The 22,990-nt window shown below is 72.1% G+C and carries 18 protein-coding genes and 1 other RNA gene; 11 read left to right on the top strand and 8 right to left on the bottom strand.

Features of this window, described 5'->3' with window-relative positions; genetic code table 11:
• Window positions 1-12: 12 nt before the first annotated feature.
• Both ACYQ0U_RS11955 and ACYQ0U_RS11950 read right to left on the bottom strand, forming a co-directional pair.
• Window positions 13-591, bottom strand: coding sequence for a hypothetical protein (locus ACYQ0U_RS11955; protein ID WP_459973071.1), 579 nt, complete (start codon window positions 589-591; stop codon window positions 13-15).
• A 34-nt stretch (window positions 592-625) separates the two neighbouring features.
• Window positions 626-1,768 (bottom strand): acyl-CoA dehydrogenase family protein, encoded by a 1,143-nt coding sequence (locus ACYQ0U_RS11950; RefSeq protein ID WP_459973069.1) that lies wholly within the window; start codon window positions 1,766-1,768, stop codon window positions 626-628.
• Between the two features lie 106 nt (window positions 1,769-1,874).
• Here ACYQ0U_RS11950 and ACYQ0U_RS11945 point away from each other — a divergent pair, with 106 nt between their 5' ends.
• From ACYQ0U_RS11945 to ssrA, 7 genes are all read left to right on the top strand, one after another.
• On the top strand, window positions 1,875-2,591 hold the full coding sequence (locus tag ACYQ0U_RS11945; protein ID WP_459973067.1) for a winged helix-turn-helix transcriptional regulator: 717 nt from the start codon (window positions 1,875-1,877) through the stop codon (window positions 2,589-2,591).
• 68 nt (window positions 2,592-2,659) lie between these two features.
• Window positions 2,660-3,349, top strand: coding sequence for a cell division ATP-binding protein FtsE (gene ftsE, locus ACYQ0U_RS11940; RefSeq protein WP_459973065.1), 690 nt, complete (start codon window positions 2,660-2,662; stop codon window positions 3,347-3,349).
• A gap of 31 nt (window positions 3,350-3,380) precedes the next feature.
• On the top strand, window positions 3,381-4,292 hold the full coding sequence (gene ftsX / locus ACYQ0U_RS11935; RefSeq protein ID WP_459973063.1) for a permease-like cell division protein FtsX: 912 nt from the start codon (window positions 3,381-3,383) through the stop codon (window positions 4,290-4,292).
• 53 nt (window positions 4,293-4,345) lie between these two features.
• Window positions 4,346-5,611: a M23 family metallopeptidase gene (locus ACYQ0U_RS11930; protein ID WP_459973061.1), complete on the top strand. Its 1,266-nt coding sequence runs from the start codon at window positions 4,346-4,348 to the stop codon at window positions 5,609-5,611.
• Window positions 5,612-5,721: 110 nt separating this feature from the next.
• Complete coding sequence (gene smpB / locus ACYQ0U_RS11925) at window positions 5,722-6,201, top strand: SsrA-binding protein SmpB (RefSeq protein WP_459973059.1); 480 nt, start codon at window positions 5,722-5,724, stop codon at window positions 6,199-6,201.
• On the top strand, window positions 6,194-7,087 hold the full coding sequence (locus ACYQ0U_RS11920) for an amidohydrolase family protein (protein WP_459973057.1): 894 nt from the start codon (window positions 6,194-6,196) through the stop codon (window positions 7,085-7,087). The genes smpB and ACYQ0U_RS11920 overlap by 8 nt, the downstream gene beginning before the upstream one ends.
• Window positions 7,088-7,138: 51 nt before the next feature.
• Window positions 7,139-7,509: a transfer-messenger RNA gene (gene ssrA, locus ACYQ0U_RS11915) on the top strand.
• A 232-nt stretch (window positions 7,510-7,741) separates the two neighbouring features.
• On the opposite strand, the gene ACYQ0U_RS11910 is transcribed toward ssrA, so the two are convergent.
• Window positions 7,742-10,327 carry an ATP-binding protein gene (locus tag ACYQ0U_RS11910; protein ID WP_459973055.1) on the bottom strand — a complete coding sequence of 862 codons (2,586 nt, stop codon included), beginning with the start codon at window positions 10,325-10,327 and terminating at the stop codon, window positions 7,742-7,744.
• Window positions 10,328-10,589: 262 nt separating this feature from the next.
• On the opposite strand from ACYQ0U_RS11910, the gene ACYQ0U_RS11905 reads away from it, so the two are divergent.
• Together ACYQ0U_RS11905 and ACYQ0U_RS11900 are read left to right on the top strand one after the other, a co-directional pair.
• Window positions 10,590-11,384, top strand: a complete 795-nt coding sequence (locus tag ACYQ0U_RS11905; RefSeq protein WP_459973053.1) for a glycoside hydrolase domain-containing protein — start codon at window positions 10,590-10,592, stop codon at window positions 11,382-11,384.
• Between the two features lie 239 nt (window positions 11,385-11,623).
• Complete coding sequence (locus tag ACYQ0U_RS11900) at window positions 11,624-11,998, top strand: hypothetical protein (protein ID WP_459973050.1); 375 nt, start codon at window positions 11,624-11,626, stop codon at window positions 11,996-11,998.
• A gap of 115 nt (window positions 11,999-12,113) precedes the next feature.
• Here ACYQ0U_RS11900 and ACYQ0U_RS11895 read toward each other — a convergent pair whose 3' ends face one another.
• Together ACYQ0U_RS11895 and ACYQ0U_RS11890 are read right to left on the bottom strand one after the other, a co-directional pair.
• Window positions 12,114-12,509, bottom strand: a complete 396-nt coding sequence (locus ACYQ0U_RS11895; RefSeq protein ID WP_459973048.1) for a universal stress protein — start codon at window positions 12,507-12,509, stop codon at window positions 12,114-12,116.
• A 174-nt stretch (window positions 12,510-12,683) separates the two neighbouring features.
• Entirely contained in the window at window positions 12,684-16,208 is a 3,525-nt protein-coding gene (locus ACYQ0U_RS11890; RefSeq protein ID WP_459973046.1) for a M36 family metallopeptidase, read from the bottom strand.
• Between the two features lie 516 nt (window positions 16,209-16,724).
• Between ACYQ0U_RS11890 and ACYQ0U_RS11885 the strand changes: the two genes are divergently transcribed.
• Together ACYQ0U_RS11885 and ACYQ0U_RS11880 are read left to right on the top strand one after the other, a co-directional pair.
• A complete protein-coding gene (locus tag ACYQ0U_RS11885; protein WP_459973088.1) occupies window positions 16,725-17,195 on the top strand; it encodes a DUF2254 family protein in 471 nt (156 codons plus the stop codon).
• On the top strand, window positions 17,192-17,920 hold the full coding sequence (locus ACYQ0U_RS11880) for a DUF2254 family protein (protein WP_459973044.1): 729 nt from the start codon (window positions 17,192-17,194) through the stop codon (window positions 17,918-17,920). The genes ACYQ0U_RS11885 and ACYQ0U_RS11880 overlap by 4 nt, the downstream gene beginning before the upstream one ends.
• Here ACYQ0U_RS11880 and ACYQ0U_RS11875 read toward each other — a convergent pair.
• The 3 genes from ACYQ0U_RS11875 to ACYQ0U_RS11865 are packed head-to-tail and all read right to left on the bottom strand — an operon-like array spanning window position 17,865 to window position 22,974.
• Window positions 17,865-20,423 (bottom strand): AMP-binding protein, encoded by a 2,559-nt coding sequence (locus ACYQ0U_RS11875; protein WP_459973042.1) that lies wholly within the window; start codon window positions 20,421-20,423, stop codon window positions 17,865-17,867. The two genes, ACYQ0U_RS11880 and ACYQ0U_RS11875, sit on opposite strands and share 56 nt — an antisense overlap.
• Window positions 20,423-21,472 carry an ABC transporter ATP-binding protein gene (locus ACYQ0U_RS11870; protein WP_459973040.1) on the bottom strand — a complete coding sequence of 350 codons (1,050 nt, stop codon included), beginning with the start codon at window positions 21,470-21,472 and terminating at the stop codon, window positions 20,423-20,425. Before ACYQ0U_RS11870 ends, ACYQ0U_RS11875 begins: the two co-directional genes overlap by 1 nt.
• Window positions 21,469-22,974 (bottom strand): ABC transporter permease, encoded by a 1,506-nt coding sequence (locus ACYQ0U_RS11865; RefSeq protein WP_459973038.1) that lies wholly within the window; start codon window positions 22,972-22,974, stop codon window positions 21,469-21,471. Before ACYQ0U_RS11865 ends, ACYQ0U_RS11870 begins: the two co-directional genes overlap by 4 nt.
• Between the last annotated feature and the right edge of the window lie 16 nt (window positions 22,975-22,990).

Genomic DNA, 22,990 nt, shown 5'->3' with positions numbered 1-22,990 from the left:
CACTCGCCGGGCTCAGGCGGTGGCGGCCTGGGCGACGCTCACGCACCACCGGCCCGCGACGGCGAGGTCGCCGGACGGCGCCGAGCAGGAGAGCCAGGCGTCGCCGAACAGGCCGTGGAAGGACGTCGTGCCGTCGTCGCAGCGGACCGCGACCGAGGGGGAGCCGTACGCCGGCGCACCGGCCACCGGCCGGCAGCCGTCCGCCCGCGCGGCGGCCCTGCGCAGCACGGCGGCCCGCCCGGGCGTGACCGGCGGGGCGAAGACCCAGCCGCTGACCGCCGTACCGTCCGCGGCGCGCCAGCGGCAGCCGAACTCGTGCACGACATCGGTGACCCCGCCGACCGTGGCCCGGTCGCCGTTCACCCACTCGTCGGCGCGGGCGGGCGCGCCGCCGAGGGCGTCCTCGACCGCCGCGGGCGCCACGCGGGAGCAGAACGCGTCCCGGGCGATCGTGACCTCGTCGGTCGCGAAGTCGGTGAGCGGGGTGGGCTCGGCGGTGGGGGTGGTGTCCGCCCCGGGCTCCTCGTCGCCGGCGGTGCACGCGGTCAGCGCGAGCAGGGCAGCGGCGAGGAGGGCCACGGGGCGGAGCATGCCGCCAACCTAGGCCACGCCCTCTCCGGAGCGGTCACTGGAGCAGCCCGGGCAGTCCCAGCTCGTGCCGGCCGGTCTCCACGTGCGTCGCGTCGGCGGTCAGCGGGTGGAACTTCGCCGCGCGGACGTCGCGGTAGGCGCGCTCGACGACCGAGCCCCGGAAGTAGCCGGGGCCGCCGACCACGTCCATCGCCCGGTCGCAGACCTCGATGCCGGCGCGGGCGATCTCCGCCTTCGCGATCATCACGGCGAGGTAGGCCTCGTGCGACGGGGTCGGGTCGTCGCCGACCGCGTCCAGCGCACCCTGGAGCGACCAGGAGGCGACCTGCAGCGCGTGCTTCATCTGCCCCAGCTGGCGCTGCACGAACACGTTGTCGGGCTTGCGTGCCGCGGCCTCACGCCCCTCGGCGAACGCCGCCTCGGCGATGCCGAGGTAGACCCCGCTGATGATCGGGAACGCGATGGTCGAGATCACCTGGAGCGGGCCGTCGACGACGCCGTAGGGCCGGTTGGCGAGGACCCGCTCCTCGGGCACGAAGACGTCCTCGAGCCGGACGTCGTTGCTCGCGGTGCCGCGCATGCCGAGGGTGTCCCAGTTGTCGGCCACGGTCACGCCGTCGGCGCCGACCGGGACGGCCATGTTGAGCACCCGGCGGCCCTGCTCGGGGTCGTCGTAGGTGAACATCGTCGACATCACGGTGCCGTGGCGCGACTGGCTGGCGAAGCGCTTGGTCCCGCTCACGCGGTAGCCGCCGTCGACCTTGACGGCCTCGCCGCGCGGGTGGGTGTAGTCGCCGCCCCCGGTCGAGACCAGCACGATGCCCTCCTCGGCCACGCGGCGCAGGGTCGCCTCCGCGCCGGGGAGGCCGCGTCGGTAGCGCCACGCCGTGAACGCGACGACGTGCTGGTGCATGGCGCTGGCCAGCGCGGTCGACCCGCAGTGGTGCGCCAGCTCGCGCTGGAGCGCGGTCAGCTCGCGGATCGTGGCGCCGGCGCCGCCGAGCTCGACGGGCACGGCCGCGGTGAGCAGCCCGGCGGCGCGGAGGGCGTCGTACGACTCGGCGACGAACGTCGCGTCGGCGTCGTGGCGAGCGGCGTGGGCGGCGAGCTCGGGGCCGAGGGCCGCGGCTCGCTCGGTCAGGGACGGGGTGCTGGTGGTGTGGGTCATGGTGGTCATGTCTCCACGTTCGGGCCGGCCCGCCGCTGCCACTAGTGCACGTTCGCGACCCTGCTGGTACAGATTCGCGACTACCGCTCCGGCGGCAGGCGGGTCACCATGGACCATGCCCGAGTACGGGGACTTCTGCCCGGTGCAGATGACCGCCGAGGTCGTCGCCGACCGCTGGACGCCGCTGATCGTGCGCGAGCTGGTGCTGGGCAACACGCGCTTCAACGACATCGCCCGGGGACTGCCCGGCATCTCCCGGTCGCTCCTCGTCCAGCGGCTGCGCCACCTTGAGAAGAACGGCGTGCTGGAGACCTGGCCCTCGCCCACCGGGCGCGGCCACGAGTACCACCTGACCCCCGCCGGGCGCGACCTGGAGCGGGTGATCGACAGCTTCGGCCGCTGGGCGATCGAGTGGCTCTTCGAGGACATGCGTCCCCACGACGTACAGCCGACCAACCTGATGTGGTGGATGCACCGCCGCGTCGACCCCAGCCGGTTCCCGCCGCGCCGCACCGTCCTCGAGTGGCGGCACACCGGCCCGGCGCCCGAGGTGATCTGGCTGGTGCTCGACCGGCAGGAGGTCTCGGTGTGCATGGTCCACCCCGGCTTCGACGTCGACGTCGTGATCTCGGCCACCACCGGCACGTTCGCCGACGTGTTCCAGGGCTACTGCACGTGGCGCGAGGCGGTCGAGGACGGCCGGATCGAGGTGGCGGGGCCGCCCCGGCTGCTGGCCGCGCTGCCCCGCTGGTTCCTGTGGAGCCCGTGGGCCGGGGTCACCCGGGAGCGGGCCGACCGCGCGCGGGCCGACGCGGTCGCCGACGACGGCTGACCCGCTCCGACGCGCCGCCGGGTGCGCCGATGAGCGACGCTCAGGATCACGGGTTAGCCTCGACTACCGTGATCCGCTTCGAGAAGGTCGTCAAGACGTATCCCGGCCAGGGGCGCCCCGCGCTCGACCAGGTGTCGGTGGACGTGGAGAAGGGCGAGTTCGTCTTCCTCGTCGGCACCTCGGGGTCCGGCAAGTCGACCTTCCTGCGGCTGGTGCTCCGCGAGTACCGCCCCACCGCCGGCCGGGTCTACGTCGCCGGCAAGGAGATCAACCGGCTCGCCAGCTGGAAGGTCCCGCGGCTGCGCCGCCAGATCGGCACCGTCTTCCAGGACTTCCGGCTGCTGCCGAACAAGACGGTCAACGAGAACGTCGGCTTCGCGCTCCAGGTGATCGGCCGCTCGCGCGCCGAGATCAACCGGCTGGTCCCGGAGACGCTCGAGATGGTCGGCCTCGAGGGCAAGGGCGACCGGATGCCCGACGAGCTCTCCGGCGGCGAGCAGCAGCGCGTCGCCGTGGCCCGCGCGTTCGTGAACCGGCCGATGATCCTCATCGCCGACGAACCCACGGGCAACCTCGACCCGGCCACCTCGGTCGGGATCATGAAGCTGCTGGACCGGATCAACCGCACCGGCACCACCGTCTTGATGGCCACCCACGACGCCGGGATCGTCGACCAGATGCGCAAGCGCGTCATCGAGCTCGAGGACGGCCGGGTCGTGCGCGACCAGGCCCAGGGCATCTACGGCTTCCAGCACTGAACCGCGACGGATCAAGGACCCCGACTCCCTCATGCAGCTTCGTTACGTCTTCTCCGAGCTCGGCCAGGGCCTGCGCCGCAACCTGTCGATGCACCTCGCGGTCATCCTGACCCTCTTCGTCTCGCTCAGCCTGGTCGGCTTCGGCCTGCTCATGCGCGAGCAGTCCGACAAGGCCACCGAGCAGTGGGGCTCGGAGCTCCAGATCACCGCGTTCCTGTGCAAGGAGCGCGACGACAACCCCGCGTGCACCGGAGAGGTGACCCAGGCGCAGAAGGACGCGCTCGAGAAGGTCATCGCCGAGAACCCCGAGGTCGCCGCCTGGCGCTTCGAGACCAAGGCGGAGGCGTTCGAGAAGGTCAAGGAGCTCCTCGGTCCCGAGAAGTTCGAGGGCTCCAACCCGGCCGCGACCGTCGACGACATGCCCGAGTCGGTGTGGATCACGCTCGAGAACCCCGAGGAGTACGAGGGCATCACCAGTGCCATCGTCGGTCTCGACGGCGTCTCCAGCATCCGCGACCAGCGCGACACCGTCGGGCCGCTGCTCCAAGCCATGGACGAGATGCAGACCTGGTCGCTGCGGATCGCCATCGTGCTCGTCATCGCGGCGGTGCTCCAGGTGGCCAACACCGTGCGACTGGCGGTCTTCGCCCGGCGCCGGGAGATCGGCATCATGCGGCTGGTCGGCGCCTCGCGGCTCTACATCGCGCTCCCGTTCCTCATGGAGGCGCTGGTCACCGCGGCGATCGCCCTCGTGCTCTCCACGGGTGCCCTCGCGGGCTTCATGTACTTCGGCGTCCAGAACCGACTCCAGGAGTCCGTCGGCTTCATCCCGTGGATCGACTGGCCGGACGCGCGCTTCTGCCTGGTCGTGATCGCGATCCTCGCGCCGCTGCTCACGGTGGTGCCGACACTCCTGGTGAGCCGCAAATCCCTCAAAGCCTGAGGCCGGCGGGTTACCGTCGACGCGTTCACTTCCCCGAACACGAAGGCTGACCGGTGCGTTCCTTCCCCCGTGCCGCACGCCCTCGCCTTGCCGCGGCCACCCTGGCCTGCGCGCTGGCGGCGGGCGGGCTCGCCGTACCCCTCGCCAACGCAGGTCCTGGCGACGACAGGCTGAAGGACCGGCAGCACCGGGCCGAGCAGCGGGTCGAGCACGCCGAGCACGCGCTCGACGAGTCCAGCTCCCGGCTGCGCAAGGCGCAGGCCGCGGTGGACCTGGCCGTCCGCGAGCTCGACGCCGCCCGCGCGGCGTACACCTCCGCGAGCACCCGCCTGGCGGCCGCCCGGGTCCGCGACCGGGAGATGCAGGAGAAGCTCGAGACCGCCGAGGCCCGGCTCGTGACGGCGCAGGCCGAGCTCGCCGACGGGCAGGCCGCGCTCGAGGAGCAGCGCCTGCACCTCACCGACACGATCACCGACATCTACGAGCAGGGCGACCCGCAGCTGCTGGCCTTCGCCTCGCTGCTCAAGTCGCAGTCGACGACCGACCTCACCCGGCAGGAGGCGCTCAACGACGCCATCGTCGGCCGGGAGGCCCGGGCCTACGACGACCTGCACGCCGCCGAGGTGCTGCTCCAGGTCCGCGAGAACGAGGTCGAGAGCGCGCGCGACGACGTCGAGGCCCAGCGTGAGGCCGCCGCCGAGCACCTGCTGACCATGGAGGCGCTCCACCAGGAGACCCTCGACGCCAGGGAGCGGGTCCGCGCCTCGGTCGACTCCAAGCGCGACGCCCGCGCGGTCGCCGTGTCGGCCCGCCAGGCCGACCTGCGCGCCCTCCAGGCGGCGAAGAAGCGCGAGAACCACATCAAGCAGCTGATCCTCGCCGCCGCGCGCCGCGCCAAGGGTGGCTACACCGGGTCGATCAACGGTCTGTTCGTCCGCCCCGTGCCGGGCTACGTCACCTCGCCGTTCGGCTACCGCGAGCACCCGATCTACCACTACTGGGGCCTGCACGACGGCACCGACTTCGGCGTCTCGTGCGGCGAGGGCATGCGGGCGATCGCCGGCGGCACCGTGATCGCGAAGTACTACTCCTCGGTCTACGGCCACCGGCTCTACCTGAGCCTGGGCCAGATCAACGGCAAGAACGTCACCGCCGTCTACAACCACGCCAGCGGCTACCGGTACGACGTCGGCGACCGCGTCGGCCCGGGCGACGTCGTCGGCTACGTCGGCAACACCGGCTGGTCCACCGGCTGCCACCTGCACTTCTCGATCCTCGTGAACGGCACGGCGGTCGACCCCATGAACTGGCTGTCCTGACGCCGAGTCGGCGCTGATTCATCCCCGGTCCCCGCCGAGTCGGCGCAGTCTCAGCTGAAACAGCGCCGACTCGGCGAGAACGAGTTGGCAGGATTTGGGAAGATGGTGGGATGGCCAGGGAACAGGGGCGCAAGCTCATCGCGCAGAACAAGAAGGCGCGACACGACTACCTCATCGAGGACACCTACGAGGCCGGGCTGGTCCTGCAGGGCACCGAGGTGAAGTCGCTGCGCCAGGGCCGCGCGTCGCTCGTCGACGGGTTCGTCGACATCGACGGCCACGAGGCCTGGCTGCACGGCGTGCACATCCCCGAGTACTCCCAGGGCACCTGGACCAACCACGCCGCCCGCCGCAAGCGCAAGCTCCTCCTCAACCGCGAGGAGATCGACAAGATCGAGCGTCGCGTCAACGAGAAGGGCCTGACCGTCGTCCCGCTGTCGCTGTACTTCAAGGACGGCCGGGCCAAGGTCGAGATCGCGCTGGCCAAGGGCAAGAAGTCGTGGGACAAGCGGCACGCGCTCGCCGAGCGGCAGGCCAACCGCGAGACCGAGCAGGCGATCGGCCGCCGGCTCAAGGGCATGCGTGACTGATCCGCACGAGGACGTCCCGGCCGTCCGGGCGTTCTGGGAGGGCCTCGGGCTGCCCGGCCTGTTCGACGTGCACGTGCACTTCCTGCCGCCGAACATCCAGCGCGCGGTCTACGCCGTCTTCGACGCCGCCGGCCCGAAGATCGGCCGCGAGTGGCCGATCCGCTACCGCCAGTCGCACGAGGACCGGGTCGAGATCCTCCGCGCGATGGGCGTGCGGCGCTTCCCGACGCTGCCCTACGCGCACAAGCCGGGCGTCGCTGCGTACCTCAACGGCTGGGCGGCCGGCTTCGCCGACGAGGTGCCCGAGTCGCTGCGGTCCGCGACGTTCTTCCCGGAGGAGTCGGCGGCGGCGTACGTCGGGGAGCGGATCGCCGGCGGCGTGGAGATCTTCAAGGTGCACCTCCAGGTGGGGGAGTTCCACCTCGACGACCCGCTGCTCGACGCGGTGTGGGGCCAGCTCGAGGACGCGGGCACCCCGGTCGTCGTGCACGCCGGGTCCGGGCCGGTCGGCAACGACTTCACCGGGCCGGAGTCGACCGAGCGGCTGCTGCGCCGCTTCCCCCGGCTGGCGCTGGTGATCGCGCACATGGGTGCGCCCGAGTGCGCGGAGTTCCTCGCGCTCGCCGAGCGGTACGACGAGGTGCGGCTCGACACCACGATGGTGTTCACCGACTTCTTCCCGGCGTACCCGGCGGAGCTCGTGCCGCGGCTGCGCGACCTCCAGCCCAAGGTCCTGCTGGGCAGCGACTTCCCGACGATCCCGTACCCCTACGTCCACCAGCTCGAGGGGCTCGCCCGCCTCGACCTCGGGGACGACTGGCTGCGCGCGGTGTGCTGGGAGAACGGGCTCGGCCTGCTGGGGCCCGCGGACGCGCGGGCGGAATAGCAGGTGGCCCGCGGTCGTTGTGCCCCCGTAGGATGGAGTCACAACTCAAGAGGGGCTGATCGGTTTCGACTTGGGACGTTAGTTCCAGGGGAAGCGGGTCGAGAAGCCAGCGTCATCTCGTAAACGGTCGCTGGAAACCTATAACTGCCAACAACAGTCGCAGTTCCTTCGCTCTCGCCGCCTGAGCGGTGATCGAAGCGTCAGACCGGGCATCCGTCTCCGTCCCGGACCCTGGCGTCATCTAGGAGACTTGCTGCTCACTCCGCGTCACGGAGGGTGAGCGGGACTATTCCGTGACTGAGCCTGTCGGGGACGTGTCCGTGCGAGCCCCGAGGCCGAGAAAAGCGACATCACGGACTGCACCCGGAGAAGACCTGGATCGACGCTCGAGGACCGGGGTTCGATTCCCCGCAGCTCCACAACGTGATCAGACCCCGGCACCAAGCGAAGCGACGGTGCCGGGGTCCGTCGCGTTTTTCTGGACCGAGCCGAGTCGGCGATCCCCGCCGACGGCGAACGATCGCGGCGTGCGTGGTGCGCTGGGCTCGATACCCCGCAGCTCCCCTCAGGGTCGCTGACCTTCGCGACATCTTCAGGGAAGAGGCGAAGTCCCCCCGCATGCACCTGGTGGAGGCAGGTGAGGTGCGACTCGGATCAGGGCGCGGGGATGAGCGAGGCGGGCTGCTCGACATCCATGTCGTCGAACTCCGCCGACGCGCGCCGACGAAGTCTCGCGGCCGCGTCGACGTCGCCTCGTTCCCTGAGCACTGCCGAGAGGCCGGCCCAGGCGGTTGCGCGGAGCAGCCGATCGCCCGACCCGTCCGCCGCCCGCACCACCTCGGCGTACGTCGCCTCGCTCTCGACGAGGTTCCCGAGGAGGAGCTGCACCCGTCCGAGCTCGCACCCCGCGTTCATCGCCACGTCCGCCTCGCCGACCCGGCGGCTCAGCTCCAACGCGCTCACCAACGCGTCGAGGGCCTCGGCGGTCTGCCCGAGACCGGCGAGCGCTACGCCGATGCCCCGTCGGGAGTCGGCCTCTCCGGCCGGGTATCCCAGCCGGACGAACTCCGATAGCGCGGTGCGGTGGCAGGCGAGAGCCTCGTCGTGGCGGCCGCGGCGGCTGGCCAGGCTGCCCAGGTTGTCCCAGGCCACCGCGGCGCCGAGCGGCTGGCCCAGCTGGAGATGGCACTCCAGCGCCTCGGCGAACGAGCGCTCGGCCAGATCGTGCTCTCCTTGCAGCATCAGCACCATCCCCACGTTGTTCAGGGCGGCCGCCTCGCCGCGCTCGTCCCCGATCCGCCGAAGCACCGCGATCGCTTCCTCGTGCGTGGCCCTGGCGCCGTTGTAGTCGCCCAACCTGCGAAGCGCGATGCCGAGCGCGAAGCGGGCGTTGCCCTGCCCCACGCCGTCGCCCAGCTGCGCGAAGAGGTCCACCGCCGCTCGCAGGTACTCACTCGCCAGCTGATACCTGCCTCGACGCCACTCCAGGACGCCGAGCCGATGCAGTGTCGTGGCCTCACCGGTCCTGTCCTTCGTCTGTCGGTACGTCGCCAGCGCCGCTTCGTGGAGCTCAGCCGCCTCGGCGTACTTGCCGAGCCGGCGCAGCACCCTGGCCAGGTCGTCGGTGGCGTCGGCGTGCCTCGCTGTGTCCCCCACCTGAGCGGCCAGGCTGCGCGCGTGCCCGTGCATCCGCATCGCGTCACCGAACAGCCCGCGTTCGTCGAGATAGTCCGACAGCACCCGCGCCAACATCCCTGGCGTCGGCCACCGGTCCGAGCCTGAGGACCCGACGACCGACACGACGTTCGCCAGCTCGTCCTCCAGCCACTCCCGGCCTTCGCGGGGGTCACCACGCTCCTGGGGCGGAGGCACGACAACGCCGCGCGCTCCTCGGAACGACACACCGTGGACGGCGCTCGTGGCGCGCACCACCGCGCGGAGGTACGAGTCGTCCAGGCGATCGATCGCCTCTCGTTGCACGGTCTCCGGCAGGGCGGCCAGCTTCTCGGTGGCGTAGTGGCGAAGCAGGTCGTGCGCGGTGTAGCGATGGCGCTCGAGCTCCGCGATCAGGTTGGCTCGAACCAGCTGGTCGAGGAGCTCGCGGGCCAGCCGCTCCGTCACTCCGAGGACGGCAGCGGCCGTCTGCAGCGAGATGCTGCGACCGGGATGGGCGCCGAGCAGGGCGAACGCCCGTGCTGCGTCCGCACCCAGGTGCTGCCACGACCAGGAGAACACGCTGCGCACCGCGCCGTAGGTGTCGTCGACACCGAGCCTGGTCAGTCGCTCGGTCTCCTCGTCCAACTCCGCAACGAGATCCTCGATCCCGCTCCCGGGGCGCGATGCGGCGAGCTCGGCCGCGATCCGGACGGCGAGCGGGAGCCGCGCGCACTGGTCGACGAGGGCCGCAGACGCAGCGGCGGCCTCGTCCACGCGGGTGCCCACGAGCCCGCGCAGCAGGTCGAGGGCGTCCTGCTCGGGCAGCAGGCCGACGGCCAAACGCTGCGCGCCGTGCCGTACGACCAGGCTCGGCAGTTGGGACCGACTGGTCACCAGGACCACGCTGCCCTCGGTGCCCGGCAGCAGGTCGCGGACCTGCTCCACGGAGAACGCGTTGTCGAGGACGACCACCATCCGCCGGCGCGCCATCAGCGTCCGGAACGCAGCCGCGCGTTCGTCCTGTTCCACCGGCACCGCAGCACCTGTGCGGCCCACGGAGTGCAGGAGCATCTCCAGGGCCTGCTGCGCGGTGATCGGGGCGCGTGCGTCGTACCCACGCAGGTCGACGAAGAGCTCCCCGTCGGGGAACCGCGTGGCCCGTTGTCGGGCCCAGCGCAGGGTCAGCGTCGTCTTGCCCACCCCCGCGGGACCATGCACGAGGACCGTGGTCGCGCTGTCTGCTCGGCCGGCGGACGCCGTCAATCGGTCGAGTGCGGCCAGCTCGTCGGTGCGGCCCACGAAGCCTGCGGCGGTGGCGGGCAGCTGGTGCGGGATCCCGTCGGGTGGCTCCCCCGGGGCCTCCTTCGTGACGGTGTCGGCAGCGTTGTCGATGTCGTCAGCGTCGTTAGCGTCGTTAGCGTCGTCAGAGTCATCGGAGGTCGCGGCCAACCACAGGCGGCGGAACTCGTCCGTGTCTCCCCCCAGGCTCTCGACCAACAGCTCGAGCAACCCCCAGCGCGGCACGCGGGCATCCGAGAAGGCCGCCGACACGGTGGTGTGGCTGCACCCGAGGTCGCGCGCCATGGTCCGCAGGCTCGGCCACCCCGCCCGGTGGTGCAGGTCGTGGAGGTGCCTCACCAGTGTCCGTGCGGGGCCCGGCGGCAGGTCGGGCTGGGGCAATCCAGGCGTGCCGACTCACCTCCCGAGGCCCGGCCGGCGCGGTGTCGGCGGACTTGCTTGTCCAGTTTCGTTCGAAGGCGTCAAGCACCCTCCGGCCGACCACAGGCTTTGTCTCCGGGACGAGCAGCCGCTCGTCCCGGATGAACCACCAGGAGGGAGTACCACCATGTTCCTCGGTTTCGACAGGGCCGACTACCCCGGCGACGGCGTCATGGCCTCGCTGTACGAGCACACCCCGCTCTACTTCGTATGCGTCTACCTACCGGCGCCCAGCAACCCCGGCACGAGCTGGCGCGGGAAGCACCAGGTGCTCCGCGACCAGGGGTGGGGCTTCCTGCCCACCTTCGTCGGCCAACAGGTGATCGGCCTCGGGAGCCACGTGGTCACGGCAGCGCAGGGACGCCTCGACGGCGACTCCGCTGCCGCCCGGATGGCCGAGGCCGGCTTCCCGGTCGGCAGCGTGGTCTACCTCGACATCGAGAACGGCGGCCAGCTGCCGGCTCACCAGGTCGAGTACATCAAGGCGTGGATCGACGCGGTCAACAACAGTCCCAACGTGTGGCCCGGTGTCTACTGCTCCAAGAAGGGCAGCGCGGCCCAGGTCGCGGGCTTCGCCCCAGACATCCCCATCTGGGTCTATGGCCCGCGCCAACTGCTCCCTGCCACCCCCGCGGGAGGAACCCCGCCGACGGTCGTGTTCGACCTGAGCAGCGAGACGGCTCCCGCCGCCATGCACACGGACTTCCCGGCTGCCACGGCCTGGCAGTACGTGATGAGCCTGAACTGCCGCGTCGACCTGCACTGGCTCGACCAGGGCAGCCCGCGGGTGCTGGCCGGCGTCGACGTCGACTGCGCAACCGTGAGCGACCCGTCCTTCGCGCCGGAGCGGGAAGCAGACGCGGCGATCCCGCCCTTCCAGCGCACCTATCACCACAACCACACCAAGGAGGCATACGCATGAACACCAACACGACGACCACGGACCCTGCGTCGGCGACTCCGACCGCTCCGGCGACCCCGTCGGTCCCGTCCCCTGGACCGACGGCGGCCGCGACCGGGACGAGCGTCCTTGCTCCGCCACCCGCGGGCGCCATGTCCGTCTCGCTCCAAGAGCTCGCTTCGCAAGCAGTCACCTGCAGTTGGGCGACCTCCTTCATCCCCATCTCGAGCACGGTGTACCCGTTCCTCACCCTTCAGCAGGTGATCGACCTCTTCCGGGAGCGTCTGGCCGCCTTGGAGGCCGCCGGCGTGGTGACACCTGCCGAGTCGGCGGCGATCGACTCCAGGTTCGACGACGTACGCAACGGCAGGCCGGTGGGTCGTCCGCGCTCCGACCGGAGCAGTCCGCCGGCACCGGTGACGCTCGCCGGCATCCTCGCTGCGGTCGAGCCGCCTCGGTCCGACACGACCGAGGACTTCGGCCTGGGCGACATCTTCGACTTCTTCGTCGACGCGGCGGAGATCGCGCTCGGAGCCCTCGGCGGACTCGCGGTCGGAGGGCCCGCGGGCGCGATCGTCGGAGGGATGACCGTGTACCAGATGCAGCACCACGAAAAGGGGTTCCTCACCAGTTGACCCAGGCGAGCGAGAGGACGCAGAAAGAACAGCCGAGCCGCGGCGACGATGAGCATCGATGCGGCTCGGCCTCACGGACCCTTGTGGGTCCGGGCTCCTGCTGCCCCCAGGCTCGTCAGCCGGGTCGCTTCACCGCGACGACCGGGCAGTCGGCTTCGAGCAGGATCTGCTGGGAGCTGCTCCCGAGGAAGAGCTTGCCCACCGGGGAGCGGCGACGCAGCCCGATGACGATCAGGTCGGCGTCGGCGGACGTCGCCGCCGCGAGGACCTCGTCCGCTGGGGACTGCGCCTGCGCGGGCTGGTGGAGCTCGAAGTCGACGCCATCCGACTGGAGTCGACGCTGGAGCGCGTCCCAGTCGGCGGAGCTCGCGAACGCGGGGTGCGCGTCGCTGCCGCGCACACCGGAGTTCACGACCACGATCTTCGCCGAGTCGCGACGGGCCACGTCGACCGCATAGTCGATGGCGGCGATGCCTTCGGGCGTGGGCACGTATCCGACCACGATGGTCATGGCGCCTCCTGGGGGCGTGATGTTGTCACGGTAGCCCTCATGCCCTGGTGACGGGCGTCGGAGGCGCCGCACGAGCTCGAACCCCCTCGAGGTGATCGAGCAGACCACCCTGCAGAAATGGCCGCGGGCCCGGACCCCTCGAGGATCCGGACCCGCGGTCGGTGTCGTACGGCGTCAGCCGCGGTCGCGCTTGCCGCCACGGGTCGCCTTGACCACCGGTCCGAAGACCTGCAGCTCGGCGATCCGGACCATCTCGGCCGGCGGCGAGAGCACCGCGCGGTCGGGTGTGGTCTCGGTGCTGTCGCAGTCGGGGTTGCTGAACACCGGGTCGTTCGACGGGTTGGCGTCGGCCTGGTAGAGCGGGCCGCCCGTGCACTGGTTGTCCCGCACCCGGATCCGGATGTGGGTGGCCTTGACGTCACGGACGTCGAAGGGACGCAGCGCCAGGTCCGGCGCGGTCGGCCGCGGCCGGACGCCCGGGAAGGCGTCCGCGGAGCTGCGGTAGATCACGTCGAACTCCGCCTCGTCGTCGGTGCAGGTGTTGCCGTCCACCGTCGCGTTGCAGGCGAGGATCTCGAAGGAGCGCAGCGCCGAGAAGCGGCTCTGGCTGCCGGAGTCCTCGTTCGACGCATCGGTCGGGCGCAGCGCGGCGCTCACCTGGACGGTGCGCACCGGCACCGCGGTCTTCCCGAGCTGGACGGTGACCTGCCGGCCCTTGACCTGGTCGCCCTCGCCGTTGCCCTCGCTGGCCGTGCCGGCCGACTCGAGCGAGGCCCAGTTGGTCTCCTCGGTGTCGTCGATCAGGCTCTCCAGGTTGATGCCGTCGCCGGTGGCGGTGGCACCGTTGGTGACCGAGGCGAGGTTCTTGCGCATCGGCACCGTGATGGTGCGGTCGCCGTTCGGGGCGAAGGTCGCCTTGAAGCGGTGCGCACCGTAGCCGGGGGCCTGGGCGATGAACTCGTAGGTCCCCGGGACGAACTCGACGGTCTTGCCGGTCTCGGTCTCCGGGTCGGTGTCGGCCGTCGGGCTGATCCGCGCCTCGTAGACGCCGGTGTAGACGGTCATGCCCGCGGGACCCGCGAAGGTCACCGTGGCCTCGTCCTGCGCCAGCGGCGAGGACCAGCCGGGGACCGGCTCACGGTCGGCGGCACCGGTGGACGAGGCGGTGTCGCCCATGCCGCGTGCGGCGAAGGCGTCCCACAGCTCGGCCTGGTTGGCGCCGTTGAAGCGGAGCAGGTCCGCCGCGAGCATGGCGTCGCGCGAGTCGAGCATGGTCGAGCCGGACGGCGTCAGCAGAAGCCCGTCGAACATGATCTGCGCCCAGCGCCGGTTGCCCGGGCACTGGTCGGCGGGGAGCTGGCCCTTGGCGCAGCGGATCTGCAGCGCGTCGTTCGAGGACGGGAACTGGCCGTCGTACTTGGCGTTCAGCGCCTCGGCGATGTCGTAGTTCGTCGCGCTCCAGATCTCACCGTCGGCATGCGGCGAGGTGGTGCCGTTGCCGTCGTAGTCCAGGTCGGAGTAGTTGAGCGGGCTGTTGTTCATGCCGTAGTTGCGGATGCCGCGCTCCTTGTTGCCGGACACGTACGGCGCCAGCGCGAACGGGTTGGCACCCTCGCCGGTGCTGATCGCGTTGCCGCGGAAGTACTCGGCGAAGATCAGGTCCGACCAGCTCTCGGTCTGGCCCTGCGTGCTGCCGGTGCCCGTGTCGGGCCCGGCCACCATCCGGTTGCTGATGGCGTGGCCGTACTCGTGCGCGACCACCGCCATGTCGTAGGCACCGTCGGTGCAGGCGGCGTAGAACGCACCGGCCAGCGGCTGCCAGAGGTACTGGTTGGTGATCGGCGCGATGCCGTCCTGCAGCGTCAGCTGGTTGGCGTTGTCACGCCCGTTGAACGTACGACGCCCGGCCTGCGCGTTGCCGTACTCCGGGTCGTTCTCGCGGTCGGGCCCGGTGTTGCCGAAGTTCGACATCTGCAGATTCGACGTGCGCTCGGTGAACCCGAGGAAGTAGCTCCAGTCGTGCATCCGGTTGTGGCTGACGAACAGGTTGGACACCGAAGCGTCCTCGTCGTTGCCACCCGGCTTGTCGAACGACGTGGGGTCACAGCTGGTCTTGAACCAGTTGTTGGTCCACGGGTAGTCGTAGCGGCGGTCGGGGCTCACCGGGCGCTGGAAGACCGTGTCGGGAGCCACGAAGTTCACCTCGGAGATCGAGGTGGTCGCGTTGTTGCCCATGGTGGTGAAGGTGGGGATGCTCGGTGCGAGCACGTCCCAGGGCAGGCGCGACGCGGTGTTCTGCTGCTCCTCGTCGCAGGCGTCGCTGTCGATGACCCAGCACCACAGCTCGCGGAAGTCCTCGTCCGGGTTCGCGGAGTCCGTGAAGTTGGGGTTGGAGCGGAACTCGCGCCACCGGGGCAGCTGGACGTCACCGCTCGCAGCGGGGCCGCCGCCGACCGTGCCGGCGTACGAGATCGAGCCCGCGGCCAAGGTGTACTCACAGACCTCGACGAAGTAGTCGCCGTTCGGCACGCCGCCGGCGGGCGCGTAGGTGAGGACCTCCGGGCTGCCGAGCAGGTCCTGCGAGGCGACCGGCTGGGCGGTGCCGTCGCGGTAGAGGTTGATCACGACGTCGTCGTCGAGGCCGTTGGGCATCGTCACCACCGTGGCGACGTTGATCTGGCCCTGGTCCTCGACCGGGTAGGGGCCGTGCCGCTCGGTGGAGCAGGCGCCGGCGTCGTCGGTCGCGCCCTGGAACATCTCACCGCTCGGGGCGGCTGCGGCGGGGACGGCCATGCCGTTGGCGATGTGGTCGACGCGGTTGTCGCGCACGAGCACCTTGCCGGTCTCGGCGTCCACGAAGGAGATGTACGCCGCCGGGTGGCCGTGGCCGTCCTCGTCGGTGTGCTCGGAGGCGAGCAGGGTGGCCTCCCAGGCCAGTCGCACGCCGTTCTTCGGCGTCGGGAGCGCCATCAGGCGGGCCCGCTGCAGGTCGCCGATGCTGGCGGACTCGAACGTCGTCCACGGGCTGCCCGGGACGTCGACCTCGGTCAGGGCGCCCAGGTCGAGGTGGACGTCCTCGGCGGCGGCCGTGAGCGCGTCGACCGCGGACAGCGCCCGGTCGCCGCTGACCTCGTCGTCGCCGGTGACCGACGAGGTGACGTAGGCGATCCGGCCGTCGCGCTGGACGCCCACGGTCAGCAGGCCGTCCTGACCGGCGTCGAGGTCGCCGAAGGTCTGGCGGAAGGTCACGACGTGGGGGACGTCGGGGTTGCGGGCCGGCTTGCCGTCGCGCAGGCGCGGCAGGTCCGGACTGTCAAGCAGCGGGGCGTCGGTGACGACCTCGAGCGCCGACACGGCGTCCGCGTCGAGCTTGAAGAGGTCGCGGTTCGCGTCGACCCAGCCGCGGGCGACGTCGGCCGCCGTACCGGACTGCGGGCCGGAGAGGTAGCCGCGCTGGTTGAAGAGGATGTGGGGGGTGCCGAAGCGGTTCCAGCGGACGGCGTCGGCGCCGAGCGCCCTGGCCGCCGACACCTGTGTCGCGGTCGGGGCGACGGAGCCCTGACGGGCATCGAGGTTCTGGATCCGGTCCTCGCCCTCGCCCTGGAAGGCGAACGAGAAGCCCTCCAGGTCGGGGTCGGCCGGGTCCTCGCCGTTGGCGGGGACGCCGGTGGCGAGCATGGTCACCGCGAGGGCGGACACGCCGAGAGCGGCGATCCCCCTGCGTCGTCCGTTCTTACTGAGAGGTGAGCGCACGGGGGGTTCCTGCCTCCTTCACGCCGACGATCGGCCGGCGCATCGCAGCGGCGGGTCTGCCGCAGGTCGGTCGAGCAATGTCTGCGCGTCAGTCCCTCAGCGGACGCACGTCTCCCCAACGAGGACCCCCCGGTGAGGTCACGCCCTCCTGCGTCGCTCGGCCGAGGTCGAATAGGGCGTTCTGCCGATGGCGCCGCCCCACGGGCGCCGGTTCGATGAGAGGACCGGGGCCCCGCGAGGTCGCGGGGGTCTTGTCCGCGCCCACGGAGGGGAGAACATGAACCAGCATGAGTCGAACGTCGGCGGGGGGGACCGCTGGCCAGCGGATGAGCATGCTCCGGCTCCAGCGCTTCGTCCGCTCGAGCATGTGGCTGCCGCCGATCGGCTGCATGGTCGCGGGGGTCCTCCTCGCCGTCGGGACGCTCGCCGTGGACCGGGCGACGGGATACGGGGCTCGTCCCGCTGAGCCTGACCGGCACGCCGTCCGACGCCCAGACGATCCTGTCCTCGTTCGCCACCGCGCTGGTGTCGCTGACGACCCTCGTCCTGACGGTCACCCTGGTCGCGGTCCAGCTGGCGATGGGCCAGTTCTCGCCCCGCATCGTGGGGGCTCTGCTCGCCGACCGGTGGAGCCAGCTGGCGGTCGGGCTGTTCGGCGCGAGCTTCCTGGTCGTCGTCCTGACCCTCCGCGATATCCGCGGCTCGACCTCCGGCACGGTGCCCGAGGTGTCGATGCTGCTCTCCTACGGCCTCATGCTCGCCAGCCTGGTCGTGCTCGTCCTGTTCGTGCACCACGCCGGCCAAGGCCTGCGAGCCGCTGGGCTGATCGACCTCGTCGGCGACCGCAGCCGCGCGTTCACCGTCCGTGAGCACGGCAGCCCGTCCTCACCGGCGGCCCGGACGCGATCGTCGCCGAGGAGCCCGGCAACGTGACCCGCGTCGACCGCCCGGCACTCGTCGCCGCGGCCCGACAGGCGGAGTGCGTGCTGGAGCTCGTCCCGGTCGTCGGGGACTTCGTGGTCGGCGGCGCACCTCTGTTCCGGGTGCATCCGGACACCCGGTCGACGGCGGGCGCGGCCGGAGACCCTGTCGGCCGGCTCCGGGCCAGCGACCTCACCCGCCACGTCCTGCTCGCCGAGGAGCGCGTGCACACCGAGGACCTCCCCTATGGCTTCCGCAAGCTGGTCGACATCGCCGTGCGGTCGATCGCCCAGCCGTTCAACGACCCCACGACGGCCGTCCAGGCGCTGCACCGGCTGCACGACCTGCTGCGTCAGATCGCCGCGCGTCCCCTGCCGAGCGGTGAGCACCGCGACGAGGACGGCGTGGTGCGGCTGGTCGAGCGGACGGTCAGCTGGGACGGCTACGTCCGGCTGGCCTTCGACGAGATCCGCCTGGCCGGAGCATCCGAGCCCCAGGTGACCCGAAGGATGTGCGCGGCCCTGGCGGACCTCAAGTCCGTCGCGCCACCCGACCGGCAGGGACCGCTGGACCGCCAGCTCCGGCTCCTCGACGCGGCCGTCCGCCGCTCCTACGAGGACGAGGAGGACGTCGTCGCCGCGCTCACGCCCGACACCGAGGGCATCGGGTCGGGGGCCGACGTCACCGTCGCACCCGACCTCGCTCGGCTGGGCGACGACGGTGGGCGATCGGGCTGAGCTCGCCGTACACGCGGAGTCTGTCCGCCATCGCTCGGGTGCTCCACGACCAGCACGAGGAGGCCACGACACCGACGACGAGGGAGGCGACGATGGCCCAGACCTGGTGGCCACCGTCCTCGAGCGGCGGGTACACCTGCCAGTGCGTGAGGTAGATCCACAGCGAGGCGGACGCGACCACGCCGACCCCGGCGGCCACCGGCCGGGGCAGGTGGATCGGACGTCCGAGGAGCAGCAGGAGGACGCCGCCGAGGACGATCAGCTCCCGCTGGACGTCACCGAAGAAGCCCCAGGTGGCGATGGCGGCGCACGCGGCGACGAGTCCACGCTGCCACCACGTGCGGGAGTACGCCGCGCACAGGCCGAGCGCGACGCACCAGGCCACCACGCCGAGGGTGTAGCGCTCGGTGCCCTCGGCCTCGACGCCGGTCCACCAGTAGCGCACGCCGAGCGCGACGGCGAGCACCACCACGGCGGTGCCGAAGGGCGCCGCGCGCTGGGCTCGCCCGACCAGGGGCAGCGTCAGAAGCACGGCCAGGCCGACGTAGGTCCAGACCAGGGTCTCGAGGAACCAGAACTGCCACTGCGCGTCCCAGCCGTCACGGCCGAGGGCGCCATTGAGGAGGACGGCGGTCGACCACCGGTACTCGTGACCCCACACAGCGAGCAGCCCGACGAGCACCACGACGGGGACGGTGACGGTGCGGGCGCTGCGCAGCAGGCCGACCACCCGGTCCCGGCGGTCGGGAACGGCGAGCTGGAAGCGGGCGAGATTGTACCCGGCCACCGCGAGCAGCACGTGCGCGCCGCCCTGCAGCTGGAACAGGTCGGCGTGGGTGACCACGACCAGGGTGATGGCGACGGCGCGGAGCGCGACCGAGATGTCCACCGGGACACCGGGCCGGCGGCGACTCGGCGCGCTCGAGCGGGCGGTCGCCCGGCACGAGGCGGCCAGGGCCGTGGCGGTCAGCGAGGGCCACGACGCGTGGAGCGAGCCGAGCCGCTCGCTCAACCTGGTCGAGACCTCGACGTAGGAGAGCGAGTCGCCGCCGAGCCCGACGAAGGAGTCGTCGACGGTCGCGTGCGGACGGCCGAGCACGACGGCGTACAGGTCGCGGATCTCCTCCGCGGTCACCGGGCCGTCCGGCTGGGGGCGGACCAGCGCCTCCTCGCGCTCGACGTGCGCTCGCAGGGCCGCGTCGTCCGGCTTGCCCGAGGCGGTGACCGGGAGCGCCTCGACCACGGCCACCCGCACCGCCGCACCGTGCAGCCCGGTGGCCTCGCAGGCCCGGTCACGCACGTGCGCCCGCGCCCGCGCGCCGGCCACGAAGACCCAGAGGCAGCTCGGCCGGGCGACCAGGCGCACCGTGTGCCCGTCCGCGGCCAGCAGGGCCTCGGCCCGGTCCAGGTCGACCCGATGACCGAGCACCTTGGCCTGTCGGTCGAGACGCCCCACGACCCGGAACAGGCCCTGCTCGGTGACCTGCGCGAGGTCGCCGGTGCGCAGCTCGGACAGCTCGGCACCTCGAGCCAGGTCGCCCAGGGACTCGGCGTAGCCCATCATGACGTTCGGTCCGGAGTAGACCAGCTCGCCGCTGCCCGGCGGCGCGTCCGGGACGGGCGCCAGCCGCAGAGAGCCGCCCGGCACGGCGACTCCGATCGCGTCGGGGTTGTCGGGTGCGAGCTCGGGCGGCAGGTAGGCGATGCGCGCCGTCGCCTCGGTCTGGCCGTACATGACGAACAGGTCGACACCGCGCTCGCGCAGCAGCTCGGCGTACTCCCGCACGCGTGCGGGCGCCATCCGGCCGCCGGCCTGGGTGAGGTACCGCAGCGACGCCAACCGAGGCAGGATCTGGCGGCCGAAGCCGACCGTGTCGAGCAGCTCGTAGGTGTGCGGAACGCCGGCCAGCCCGGACACGGCGGTGCGCTCCGCGAGGTCCCAGAAGCAGGCGTCGGCGACCGAGAGGTCGGTGAGGACGACGGTCGCGCCGACCAGCAGGTGGCTGTGCAGGACCGACAGGCCGTAGCAGTAGTGGAGCGGCAGCGTCGTGATCGCGACGTCCGTCGGACGGAGGCCGAGATAGTCGGCGATGCTGCGCGCGTTGGCGATCACGTTGGCTCGCGAGAGCCGGACCAGCTTGGGCGATCCGGTCGAGCCCGAGGTCGAGAGCAACAGCGCCAGATCGGGGTGGAGGCCGTGTGTCGTGCCCGGCGGGTACTGCGCGAGCAGGTGCGCATGCCGGTCCAGGTCGCCCGCCGCCAGCAGCATCACGGGGTGGCCGTCGGCGAGGGCGGCGAGGTAGGACACCACGAACTCGACCGTGGGCCGCGCCTCGAGCGCCACCAGGTGGCGCTGCCCGAGGCGCTCGCGCTCGGTCGTCACCCGCTCGGCGAGCTCGCCGTAGCTGACGACAGTGTCGCCGGTCACCAGCGCCGGATCGGCAGCGGCGCCACCCAGGAGCCAGTGACCGGCGGCCGGACGCGCGACCGGGAGGGTGCTCATCACGCGTCCCCGGAGAAGGCGAGCACCTCGCCGACGACGCGCAGCCCGATCTGGCCGCCCGGGGCGGGGACCTCGCTCGCGGGGACCCTGGCCGTCAGGTCGACCAGGTCGTCGCCGGCGACGACGCGTGCCCGGACGGTGGCGTCGTGACCGAAGAACGACACCTCGAGGACCTCGGCGGTCACGCACCCCGGCTCGTCCTTGGCGGTCACCACGACCTGCTCGGGTCGGACGGCGAGGAGCACGCGACCGTCGCGAGCGCCGCGGACCCGCACCGGGCCGAGGGCGCCGGACGCCTCCCCGGCGACGGCGTCGGCGGGTACCAGCGCGGCGTGCCCGACGAAGGACGCGACCACGGGGCTCGCCGGGTCCAGGTAGACCTCGCTCGGCGCCGCCACCTGGAGGAACCTGCCGTGCGACATGACGGCGACCTGGTCGGCGAGCGAGAGCGCCTCGCCCTGGTCGTGGGTGACGAGTACGGCGGTCGCCTCGCTCGCCCGCAGCGCTCGGGCCACGGCCCGGCCGGTCTCCTCGCGCAGGCCGGCGTCGAGGGACGAGAACGGCTCGTCGAGCAGCACGACATCGGGCTGCGGGGCGAGCGCCCGGGCCAGCGCGACCCGTTGCTGCTGACCCCCGGAGAGCTCGTGGGGCTGCCGGGAGGCCACCTGGCGGGGCAGCTCGACGAGCTCGAGCATCTCCTCCACCGTGCGCCGGGCCGTCGCCGAGCGACGGCCCGGCCCGAGCCCGAACGCCACGTTCGAGGCGACGTCGAGGTGGGGGAAGAGGGCGCCCTCCTGGGGGACGTACCCGATGCGCCGGCGCCGCGGGGGCACGGTCCGCCCGTCACCGGCGACGACCCGGCCACCCAGGCGGATCTCCCCGGCATCCGGCTCGAGGAACCCGGCGATCAGGCGCAGCAGGGTGGTCTTCCCGCAGCCCGAGGCGCCCAGCACGGCGGTGATCCCTCCCGGCACGTCCAGGTGGACACCGTCGAGGACCCGGACGGCGCCGAAGCTCTTGGTCAGCCCGTCGACCTGCAGCGCGGTCATGCCAGGCCCCTCGGGTTGCGCGACACGGCGGCGCGGCCGAGCAGCCAGGTCGCCGGCACGGACAGGAGGATCAGCGCCAGCGCGGACGGCGCCGCGGCGCCGTACTCGACGGCCGAGGCGCGCGACCAGAACTCCGTGGCCAGGGTCGTCGTGCCGGTCGGCGCGAGCAGCAGGGTCGCGGTGAGCTCGGTGCCGACCGCGAGTGCCACGAGGGCGACGCTGGCCGCCAGTCCGGGCAGCACCAGTGGCAGCGTCACCCGGCGCGCCGCACCGGCGCGCGTGCAGCCGAGGGAGGTGGCGACGTCCTCGAGCGCCGGGGGTGCCAGCTCGAGCGTCGACCGCACGCCGACGGCCGCTCGCGGCAGGAACAGGATCACGTAGCCGACGATCAGCACGGGAAGCGTCTGATAGAGCCACGGCACCGCGCGGATCGAGATCGTCACCAGCGCCAGCGCCACCACGATGCCGGGCAGCGCGTTGGCCGGGTAGATCGCCCGCTCCAGCACCGTGGCCACGGCGCCGCGGTAGCGGACCGCGAGCCAGGCGATCGGCAGGGCCGCGACGGTGGCCAGGACACCGCCCGCGACCGCCAGGCTCACCGTGGTGCCCATGGCCGCGCCGAGGTCGCCCTGGGACAGCGACGAGGAGCTGCCCCGGACGAACCAGCGCACCAGGCTGACCAGCGGCACCCCGAGGGTGAGCACGACCAGGCCGACCAGGCCGAGGATCCAGGCCGGGGCGAGGCCGCCGAGCCGGTAGCGGGTCGCCGCCCGCCGTACCCCGGACCCGACGCGGTAGCGCCGGCGGTGCCCCCGGGCGAGCGTCTCCAGTCCGAGCAGCACCGCGCAGAAGGCGACCAGCACCAGGGCCAGCATGGTGGCGGCCGGGCCGTTGAAGGAGACGCGGTACTGGTCGAGGATCCCGGTGGTCAATGTCGGGTAGTTGAGCAGCTGGAGCGCGCCGTACTCGCCGAGCAGGTGAAGGCCGACCAGCAGTGCGCCCCCCAGCACGGCCGGGCTGATCGCGGGCAGCACGACGCGCAGGAACGAGGACCACGGGGCGGTGCCGAGGCTGGCGGCCACGTCCTCGACCGCGGAGTCCAGCCGGCTGAGGGCGGCGACGGCGGGCAGGTAGACGAGCGGGTAGTACGACAGGCTCACGACGAGGACGGCGCCCCAGTACGACTGCACCGCGTGCGTGGTCGAGATCCACCCGTAGCCGTTGACGAAGGCCGGCACCGCCAGCGGCGCGCAGAGCAGCCCGTGCCAGAGCCCCGAGAGGGGCAGGTCGGTCCGGACGACGAGCCACGCACAGCCGACGCCGATGATCGTGCTGAGCGCGACGCCTCCGACCAGCAGCCGGGTGGTGTTCCAGAGCAGGTCGTTGAACCGGGGTCGGGTCAGGAGGTCCCACGCCTCGGCGGGGCCCAGCCCCGCGGTCGACACCACGACGTACCCGAGCGGCAACAGGCTGGTGGCGGCGACGACCAGCCCGAGCAGCACCAGGGGAGCGGGCGGT

It is taken from the genome of Nocardioides pyridinolyticus (genome assembly GCF_054653575.1).
This window is presented reverse-complemented; position numbering and strand designations above follow the sequence as displayed.

Coding starts and splice junctions, on each gene's coding strand:
- ftsX (WP_459973063.1), top strand. CDS start 3,381: ATGCAGCTTCGTTACGTCTTCTCCGAGCTCGGCCAGGGCCTGCGCCGC.
- ACYQ0U_RS11950 (WP_459973069.1), bottom strand. CDS start 1,768: ATGACCACCATGACCCACACCACCAGCACCCCGTCCCTGACCGAGCGA.
- ACYQ0U_RS11945 (WP_459973067.1), top strand. CDS start 1,875: ATGCCCGAGTACGGGGACTTCTGCCCGGTGCAGATGACCGCCGAGGTC.
- ACYQ0U_RS11955 (WP_459973071.1), bottom strand. CDS start 591: ATGCTCCGCCCCGTGGCCCTCCTCGCCGCTGCCCTGCTCGCGCTGACC.
- ACYQ0U_RS11910 (WP_459973055.1), bottom strand. CDS start 10,327: ATGGCGCGCGACCTCGGGTGCAGCCACACCACCGTGTCGGCGGCCTTC.
- ACYQ0U_RS11895 (WP_459973048.1), bottom strand. CDS start 12,509: ATGACCATCGTGGTCGGATACGTGCCCACGCCCGAAGGCATCGCCGCC.
- smpB (WP_459973059.1), top strand. CDS start 5,722: ATGGCCAGGGAACAGGGGCGCAAGCTCATCGCGCAGAACAAGAAGGCG.
- ACYQ0U_RS11875 (WP_459973042.1), bottom strand. CDS start 20,423: ATGAGCACCCTCCCGGTCGCGCGTCCGGCCGCCGGTCACTGGCTCCTG.
- ACYQ0U_RS11905 (WP_459973053.1), top strand. CDS start 10,590: ATGTTCCTCGGTTTCGACAGGGCCGACTACCCCGGCGACGGCGTCATG.
- ACYQ0U_RS11870 (WP_459973040.1), bottom strand. CDS start 21,472: ATGACCGCGCTGCAGGTCGACGGGCTGACCAAGAGCTTCGGCGCCGTC.